8 protein-coding genes are annotated in these 8,247 nt (G+C 74.6%); 6 read left to right on the top strand and 2 right to left on the bottom strand.

Annotation, left to right across the window (positions count from 1 at the left end):
• The first annotated feature begins 239 nt into the window (after positions 1–239).
• The 5 genes from glnII (at position 240) to BU198_RS29070 (ending at position 4,734) form a co-directional block, all read left to right on the top strand.
• Positions 240–1,262 carry a glutamine synthetase gene (gene glnII / locus BU198_RS29050; RefSeq protein WP_188299825.1) on the top strand — a complete coding sequence of 341 codons (1,023 nt, stop codon included), beginning with the start codon at positions 240–242 and terminating at the stop codon, positions 1,260–1,262.
• Between the two features lie 314 nt (positions 1,263–1,576).
• Positions 1,577–2,674 carry an LLM class flavin-dependent oxidoreductase gene (locus BU198_RS29055; RefSeq protein WP_188299826.1) on the top strand — a complete coding sequence of 366 codons (1,098 nt, stop codon included), beginning with the start codon at positions 1,577–1,579 and terminating at the stop codon, positions 2,672–2,674.
• A 121-nt stretch (positions 2,675–2,795) separates the two neighbouring features.
• Positions 2,796–3,374, top strand: coding sequence for a hypothetical protein (locus tag BU198_RS29060; RefSeq protein ID WP_188299827.1), 579 nt, complete (start codon positions 2,796–2,798; stop codon positions 3,372–3,374).
• Positions 3,371–3,907 carry an HAD domain-containing protein gene (locus tag BU198_RS29065; protein WP_188299828.1) on the top strand — a complete coding sequence of 179 codons (537 nt, stop codon included), beginning with the start codon at positions 3,371–3,373 and terminating at the stop codon, positions 3,905–3,907. The genes BU198_RS29060 and BU198_RS29065 overlap by 4 nt, the downstream gene beginning before the upstream one ends.
• Positions 3,904–4,734 (top strand): MOSC domain-containing protein, encoded by an 831-nt coding sequence (locus BU198_RS29070; RefSeq protein WP_317620361.1) that lies wholly within the window; start codon positions 3,904–3,906, stop codon positions 4,732–4,734. The genes BU198_RS29065 and BU198_RS29070 overlap by 4 nt, the downstream gene beginning before the upstream one ends.
• Positions 4,735–4,764: 30 nt before the next feature.
• Here BU198_RS29070 and cobC read toward each other — a convergent pair whose 3' ends face one another.
• Together cobC and BU198_RS43500 are read right to left on the bottom strand one after the other, a co-directional pair.
• Positions 4,765–5,844 (bottom strand): Rv2231c family pyridoxal phosphate-dependent protein CobC, encoded by a 1,080-nt coding sequence (gene cobC / locus BU198_RS29075; RefSeq protein ID WP_188299830.1) that lies wholly within the window; start codon positions 5,842–5,844, stop codon positions 4,765–4,767.
• Between the two features lie 29 nt (positions 5,845–5,873).
• Positions 5,874–6,803 carry a cobalamin biosynthesis protein gene (locus tag BU198_RS43500; protein WP_317620363.1) on the bottom strand — a complete coding sequence of 310 codons (930 nt, stop codon included), beginning with the start codon at positions 6,801–6,803 and terminating at the stop codon, positions 5,874–5,876.
• Between the two features lie 362 nt (positions 6,804–7,165).
• Here BU198_RS43500 and BU198_RS29085 point away from each other — a divergent pair.
• Positions 7,166–8,247, top strand: a 1,082-nt coding sequence (locus BU198_RS29085; RefSeq protein WP_188299831.1) for an MFS transporter, incomplete at its 3' end; no start/stop codon positions are given.

Genomic DNA, 8,247 nt, shown 5'->3' on the forward strand with positions numbered 1-8,247 from the left:
GCGCTGGTCGCGGGCGGGGCGGCCGCGCTGTGGGCCACCCGGCGCCGTCGCGCCGCGCACGCCCGCCGTTACTGACGGCACCCGGAACGGCGGGAGTGCCGCCCCCGGCACTCCCGCACCGTGACCGTGCCGATGCGGACGGTTGGTTCACATGCGCGTTACACGAGAGGAACAACCGGGAAACGGCGGCTTGCGACGCTACGCGGGCACCCACCAGCCAGCAATGCGAGGGACACGCCGTGGCAATCAAGGCCGAGTACATCTGGATCGACGGCACCAAGCCGACCGCGAAGCTCCGTTCCAAGACTCGGGTCCTGCCCAACGCCGACAAGATCCCGACCTGGGGCTTCGACGGTTCCTCGACCAGCCAGGCCGAGGGCCACGCCTCGGACCGCGTGCTGGACCCGGTGCGGGTCATTCCGGACCCGATCCGCGGCGGCGACAACATCCTGGTCCTCTGCGAGGTCCTGGAGACGGACGGTACCCCGCACGTCTCCAACACCCGTGCCCTGCTGCGCGAGGTCGCCGAGAAGTACGCCGCGCAGGAGTCGATCTTCGGCATCGAGCAGGAGTACACCTTCTTCAAGGGCTCCCGCCCGCTCGGCTTCCCGGAGGGCGGCTACCCGGCCCCGCAGGGCGGCTACTACTGCGGCGTCGGCGCCGAGGAGGTCTTCGGCCGCGAGATCGTCGAGCTGCACCTGGACCGCTGCATCGGCGCCGGCCTGGCCATCTGCGGCATCAACGCCGAGGTCATGCCCGGCCAGTGGGAGTTCCAGATCGGCCCGGTCGACGCGCTGACCGTCTCCGACGACATGTGGGTCGCCCGCTACCTGCTCTACCGCACCGCCGAGGAGTTCGGCATCGACGCCACCCTCGACGCGAAGCCCGTCCGCGGCGACTGGAACGGCGCCGGCGCCCACACCAACTTCTCCACCAAGGCGATGCGCGAGGGCTACGACGCCATCATCACCGCCTGCGAGGCGCTCGGCAGTTCCCAGGAGAAGGTGCTGGAGCACGTCACCCAGTACGGCGCCGACATCGAGTCCCGCCTGACCGGCAAGCACGAGACCGCCCCGTGGAACTCCTACAGCTACGGCGTCTCCGACCGTGGCGCCTCGGTGCGCATCCCGTGGCAGGTCGAGGTGGACAAGAAGGGCTACATCGAGGACCGCCGCCCGAACGCCAACGTCGACCCCTACGTCGTCACCCGGCTCATGATCAACACCTGCTGCGAGGCTCTGGAGAAGGCCGGCCAGGTCTGATCCGCCGCGCCACGAGGCGCGCACGCCACGGCCGCAGGCCCCCTCCCGGTGCAGGAGGGGGCCTGCGGGCGTTCGGCCGTCCGGGACGTTCGTGCGCCCGCCGCGGCGGGGGCATCCCGACCGGGCGTCCTGACCGGGCGTCTTGATCGGGGTGGGGGAGTCGCGGAGAATCGGGGCATGACCGCTTCAGGCCGACCGCTTCTCGTGCGCAGGCTGCACGTGGACCTGGGGCGGGTGTGGGCGGCGGGGTGTCGCAGTCGGTGGGTTCCGTCAACCGACCGCAGGCAGTTCCGGCCCCAGGAGTGTGTCCGTCCATGGCTCTCACCTTCCACTGGTTCCTCCCCACCAACGGAGACAGTCGGCTGATCGTCGGCGGCGGTCACGGCTCCACGCCCGGCGCGGCCGGCTCCCACCGGCCGCCGAGCGTCGGCTACCTCGGCCAGATCGCCCGCAGCGCCGAGCAGTTGGGCTTCGAGGGGGTGCTGACACCGACCGGGGCCTGGTGCGAGGACGCCTGGCTGACCACCGCGATGCTGAGCCAGGTGACCGAGCGGCTGAAGTACCTGGTGGCGTTCCGGCCCGGGCAGATCAGCCCGACACTGGCCGCGCAGATGGCCGCGACCTACCAACGGCAGTCCGGCGGACGGCTGTTGCTCAACGTGGTGACCGGCGGGGAGTCCGCCGAGCAGCGCGCCTACGGGGACTTCCTGGACAAGGACGCCCGGTACGCGCGGACCGGGGAGTTCCTGGACATCACCCGCCGGCTCTGGGCCGGTGAGACGGTCGACCACCACGGGCCGCACCTGAGGGTCGAGGGAGCGCGGCTGAACCGGCTGCCCGACCCGGTGCCGACGGTGTACTTCGGAGGGTCCTCCCCGGCCGCCGGCGACGTCGCGGCCCACCACGCGGACGTCTACCTGACCTGGGGCGAACCGCCCGCCCAGGTGGGGGAGAAGATCCGCTGGATCCGCGAACTGGCCGCCGCCAGGGGCCGGACCGTCCGGTTCGGCATCCGGCTGCACGTGATCACCCGGGACACCGCCGCGCAGGCCTGGGCGGAGACCGAGCGGCTGCTCGCCGCGATGGACCCGGGCCGGGTGCGGGAGACCCAACGGGCGCTCGCCGAGAGCGAGTCGGAGGGGCAGCGGAGGATGCTCGCGCTGCACGGCGGCTCGACGCGGCGGCTGGAGGTGCACCCCGGCCTGTGGGCCGGCATCGGGCTGCTGCGCGGCGGTGCCGGGACGGCGCTGGTGGGCAGCCACCGGGAGGTGGCGGACCTGATCTGCGAGTACCACGGGCTGGGCATCGACGAGTTCGTGCTGAGCGGGATGCCGCACCTGGAGGAGGCGTACTGGTTCGGCGAGGGCGTGCTGCCGCTGCTCGCCGCCCGCAACCTGTGGACCCGCCCGTGACGGCGGCGGGAGCGGGAGCGGGGGCGGTGGCGGGGGCGGTGGCGGGGGCAGCGGTGGGGGAGCCCGATCGTGACCCGCAAATCGCTGGTCAAGTGCCCCCGGCGGACCGAGAATTCAAGGCATGACCCAGCAGCCCCTGCTCCTCCTCGACGTGGACGGACCACTCAATCCCTTCGCCGCGCCGGAGCGGAGGCCCGAGGGCTACGACACCCACCGGCTGAGCCCCGCCTGGTGGGTGGCGAAGCAGGAGCACCTGGCGGCGGCCCGGGCCCGGCAGGCGACGCGTGCCAGACACGCCAGGCCCCCCGCCGCGCGGGTCAAGCCGCTGCGGGTCCTGCTGAACCCGTCGCACGGCGGGGAACTGCTGGCGCTGCCGTACGAACTGGTGTGGGCCACCGGATGGATGGGCGAGGCGAACACCCACATAGGCCCGCACATCGGTCTGCCCGAACTCCCGTACATCCGCTGGTCCGACCTGTTCGGCGAGGACCCGGACGGGCTGCACTGGAAGACCAGGGACGTGGTCGCCTGGGCCGCCGGGCGCCCGTTCGTCTGGGTGGACGACGAACTCGGCCCGCAGGACGAGGAGTGGATCGCCGCCCACCACCCCGGGCCGGCCCTCACCCTGCACGTCAACCCCCGGATCGGCCTGCTGGCCGGGGACTTCGCCAGGCTGCGGGAGTGGGCGGAGGCCGCATGACCGGGCGGCCGCTGCTCCTGCTCGACGTCGACGGGCCGCTCAACCCCTACGCGGCGCCCAAGACCCGCCGCCCGGACGGGTACCGGACGCACCGGCTGCTGCCGGAGTCCTGGGTGGCCCGCCACGCACCCCTGCCGCGCGAGCGGGTGAAGCCGCTGAGGGTCTGGCTGAACCCGTCGCACGGTGAGGAACTGTTGGCGCTGCCGTACGAACTGGTGTGGGCCAGCACCTGGATGGACGAGGCGAACACCTTCATCGCCCCGCCGCTCGGTCTGCCCGAACTCCCGTACATCCGCTGGACGGAGGAGTTCCGGGAGGATCCGGACGGGCTGCACTGGAAGACCAGGGACGTGGTCGCCTGGGCGGCCGGGCGGCCGTTCGTCTGGGTGGACGACGAACTCGGCCCGCAGGACATCGAGTGGATCGAGGCGAACCATCCTGCCCCGGCACTGGCCCTCTGGGTCGACCCGCGGATCGGACTGCGGGAGCTGCACTTCGAGGCCCTGCGGGAATGGGCGGAGGAGGACGAGTGACGGGCCTGGCCGAGGCGGGAACGAACGGAACGCGAGTGGCCGGTACGGTCGAACGGCTGCGGCGCTACCCGGTGAAGGGGCTGCTCGGCGAGGAACTCGACCGGGCCGAGGTGACCGGCCGGGGCCTGGCCGGCGACCGCGAACGGGCGCTGCTCGACCTGGCCACCGGCCGCGTGGCCAGCGCCAAGCGCCCCCGGCTGTGGGCCGGCCTGCTCGGGTACACGGCCAGGACCACGACGGACGGCCGCGTGGCCGTCAGCGGCCCGGACGGACGGGGCGCGGACGAGCGGGAGCTGTCCGAGGCGCTCGGCCGCGAGGTCGCGCTGATCGACGAGCGCCCGCCCGGCGCGACCGTCGAACGGGCCGTTCCCGAGGAGGTGCTGGCTCGCGGAAGCGCGGCCGAAACCGACTTCACCGTCAACGAGTTGGGCCGCGCCGCCCCGGACGGCGGCTTCTTCGACTTCGCGCCGCTGCACCTGATCACCACCTCGACCCTGCGCGCCACCGGCAGCGAGGCCGAGCGCTACCGGCCGAACCTGGTGGTCCGTACCGAGGGTGAGGGCTACGTCGAGAACACCTGGGTGGGGCGGGAGCTGGCGATCGGCCCGACCCTGCGCCTGCGGGTCATCGCGCCCACCCCGCGCTGCGCCGTCCCCACCCTGCGGCACGGGCCGCTGCCCCGCCGCCCCGAGGCGCTGCGCGTCCCGGCCGAGCGGAACCGGGTGGTGCCGCTGGACGGCATGCCGGCGCTGCCCTGCGCGGGGGTGTACGCCCGGGTGGTGGTGCCGGGCGTGATCAGGACCGGGGACCGGATCACGATGGACTGACCGCGGCCGTCCGCCCGGCCGGGCCCGCCGTCACGCCGAACCGAGCACAGCCCCAAGGGCGTCGAGGAAGCGGTCGGTGGTCTCCTCGTCCCGGACGGCGATCCGCAGCCACTCCTCGCCCAGCCCCGGGAAGGTGTCCCCGCGCCGGACGGCGAAGCCGTGCGCGCGCAGCCGCTCCCGGACGGCCGCCGCCTCCGGCAGCCGTACCAGCACGAAGGAGGCGGCCGGTTCGCCGTGCAGCCGCACCGACCGGAAGGCGGCCAGTCCCTTCACCAGGTGCTCGCGTCGGAGCGCCAGTTCGGCCGCCGCCCGCTCCGCCTCGGCGAGCGCGGCCGGGCCGCTGCACACCTCGGCGGCGGCCAGTGCGGGGGTGGAGACCGGCCAGAGCGGCTGGGCGGCGCCGAGGTCGGCGATCAGCGGGGCCGGGCCGAGCACGTAGCCGATCCGAAGTCCGGCCAGGCCCCAGGTCTTGGTGAGGCTGCGCAGCACGACGACCCGGCCGGGCAGGTCCCGGACGGAGGCCAGGGACTCCCGCTCGCCCGGCACGGTGTCCATGAACGCCTCGTCCACCACCAGGGTGCGCCCTGGCCGGGCCAGCGCGGCGACGGCCTCGGCGGGGTGGAGGACGGAGGTCGGGTTGGTCGGGTTGCCGAGGACGACCAGGTCCGCCTCCTCGGGGACGGCGCCCAGCCGGAACCCGTCGCCGGGGGAGAGCAGCACCCGGTGCACCCGGTGCCCGGCGTCCCGCAGTGCCGCCTCCGGCTCGGTGAACTGCGGGTGAACGACGACGATGTGACGAGACGTCAGTACCCGTGCGAGCAGGACGAAGGCCTCGGCCGCCCCCGAGGTGAGCAGCACCTCCTCGACCGGGCGGGCGTGCCGGGCGGCCACCGCGGCGCGCGCGGCGCTCTGGTCGGGATAGGCGGCGAGGTCGCCGAGGGTGGCCGCGAGGTGCTCGCGCAGCCAGGCCGGGGGAGTGCCGGTGCGGACGTTGACGGCGAGGTCGACCAGGCCGAGCCCGTCGGCGCGCACCTCGGCGTCGCCGTGGTGGCGCAGGTCGGGTTCGGGGGCGGTCACGTGGGGTCTCCTTGTGGGCGGCATGGGCGGCATGGGCGGCGGGTTCGGGTGCGGGCTCGAGGTCAGGGCCGGAGGTGGACGGGGTGGACTTCGTACGGGCCGGGCGGCACGGTGAGCCGCGCACCGTCACCGAGGGTGACCAGGGCCACGGTGTGGCCGTGGGAGGCGAGGGCGACGGCCGTCCCGGTGCGGTCGAGCGCCCTCCCGGAGGCGTCGAGCGGTGGCCGGGGGCCGTCCGGCACCGCGATCCGCCAGGTGTCCGGCCGGAGCGCACCGGCCACCGCCGCGACCGCCGCCGACGTGCCCACCACCGCCGAGACGCTCCACAGCTCCGCCCGGACCCGCGGCCCCGATGCGCAGGGGTCGGGTCCGGGGCCGAGGGCGGATCCGGGGCCGAGGTCGAGCAGCGCGATCCGTCCGGGCACCGTCGCCCGGGCGATCGCGACCGTCGCTCCCGCCGACCTGCGCTTGGCGACCACAAGCCGCCCGCCCGGCGCGCTCGCGAGCGCCGCCGCCTCGGCCACGCTCGCGGTGCCGACGGCCGCGCCGACCACAGCGGAGGGGTTCGGCACCGGCACTCCCGCCAGCGCCGCCGCCGGGTACTCGTCCACCGGCACCCCGGTGAGGTGCTCGGTCGCCCAGCGCACCGCCGGGTGGTCCGCCTTGCCCGCCACGGTCGCCAGCCGGGCCACCGCGGAGCGGGCCAGGCCGGCCTCCGCGAGGGTGTCCGTCAGCAGCCGCAGCACCTCGGTCCGCTCGGCGCGGCTGCTCGCGCCGATGCCGACCACCAGAGTGCGGGGGAGGACCGGCAGGCCGCTGCCCGGGGTATCCCGCTCGTACTCGCTGTTTCGCTCGTACTCGCTGTGCCGGTCGTCCCGGTCGTGCCGGTCGTCCCGGCGGTGCCCGTCGCGCCGGTCGTCCGGGGCGGCGATCCGCAGGACCGGGGCGTCCTCGGGCCCGTCGGCCGGGATGGCTGCGACCAGTCCGATCACGTGCCGCACTCCTTCGTCACAAGCTCCGGAGATCCCACCACGCCCGGCCGGAACGGGTCAATCGCGACAGGTGTGGCCTCCGGCGCCGGTCCGTTCCGGCAGGCCCGCCCGGCGCGGCAGCTGTTCGCCTGTTCTTCACCTCCGTTGTGAGGTACACGACACCGCGGCGCTCCTACTGTTCTCGGCGCTCCCGCCCGGGAAGCCCCGACATCCGGAGGACCCCCCATGGCCTTCGCACGACCGCGCACCCCAGGCACGCCCACCGCCGGTGCCCCTGCCTCCGTTTGCTCCTCCCCCGCGAGTCCCGCCCGGGGCCCGGCCGGCCGCGGCACCGCCACCACCGGAATCCGGAACTGACGCCCGTGTACGTCGCGGACTCCCGCAGTTCGAAGGCCCCCGACGCGCCGGCCACCGGTCAGGCCCGGCGGGGCGCCGCCCTGCGCACCGTGCCCGGGGCGGTCATCGCCCTCGGCACCGTCAGCCTGGTCACCGACATCTCCTCCGAGATGGTCACCGCCGTCCTCCCCCTCTACCTGCTCACCGGCCTCGGCCTCTCCCCGCTCGGCTTCGGCCTGCTCGACGGCATCCAGAACGGCTTCAGCGCCCTGGTCCGGCTGGTCGGCGGCCACCTCGCGGACCGCCGCGGCCGGGACGGCGCCGCCCGGCACAAGGCCGTCGCGGCCGTCGGGTACGGGCTGTCCGCGCTGTGCCGTCCGCTGCTGCTGTTCGTCCACACCGTCCCGCTGATCGGTGCCGTGATCGCCGTCGACCGCACCGGCAAGGGCCTGCGCACCGCACCCAGGGACGCGATGATCTCGCTGGCCACCGAACCCGCGCACCGCGGCCGGGCGTTCGGCGTGCACCGGGCGATGGACACGGCCGGTGCCCTGCTCGGCCCGCTGACCGCCTTCCTGGTGCTGCGGCTGGCCGGCGGCCCGCTGCTCGCCGACGGCGGCGAGCGGCACGGCTACGACGCGGTGTTCACGGTCAGCGCGTGCGTCGCGGCGCTCGGCGTGCTGGTCCTGCTGCTGTTCGTGCCGAACCGCGGCAGTCGTGACGACTTGTCGACTTCCACCCCCTCGCTCCGCGACAGCCTCACGCTGCTGCGCCTGCCGGGCCTGCGCCGGCTGACGCTCTGCGCCGTCCTGCTCGGCCTCACCACCGTCAGCGACTCCTTCCTCTACCTGCTCGTCCAGCGCCGGCTGGACCTGCCCGTCGGCCTGTTCCCGCTGCTGCCGCTGGGCACCGCCGCCGCCTTCCTGCTGCTCGCCGTCCCGCTCGGCGCGCTTGCCGACCGGATCGGCCGCCACCGGCTCTTCCTCGCCGGGCACGGGGTGCTGCTGCTCGCGTACGGGCTGCTGCTCTCGCCGCTGCGCGGGGTGCCGGCGGCGCTCTGCGTCCTGCTGCTGCACGGCACCTTCTACGCGGCCACCGACGGCGTGCT

The sequence above is a fragment of the Streptomyces sp. CBMA156 genome (assembly GCF_014596515.1).
Taxonomy (GTDB): domain Bacteria; phylum Actinomycetota; class Actinomycetes; order Streptomycetales; family Streptomycetaceae; genus Kitasatospora.

Bases quoted from the DNA above. Each gene is read 5' to 3' on its own strand.
- cobC (WP_188299830.1), bottom strand. From the start codon at position 5,844: ATGCCGCCCATGCCGCCCACAAGGAGACCCCACGTGACCGCCCCCGAA.
- BU198_RS29065 (WP_188299828.1), top strand. From the start codon at position 3,371: ATGACCGGGCGGCCGCTGCTCCTGCTCGACGTCGACGGGCCGCTCAAC.
- BU198_RS29055 (WP_188299826.1), top strand. From the start codon at position 1,577: ATGGCTCTCACCTTCCACTGGTTCCTCCCCACCAACGGAGACAGTCGG.
- BU198_RS29060 (WP_188299827.1), top strand. From the start codon at position 2,796: ATGACCCAGCAGCCCCTGCTCCTCCTCGACGTGGACGGACCACTCAAT.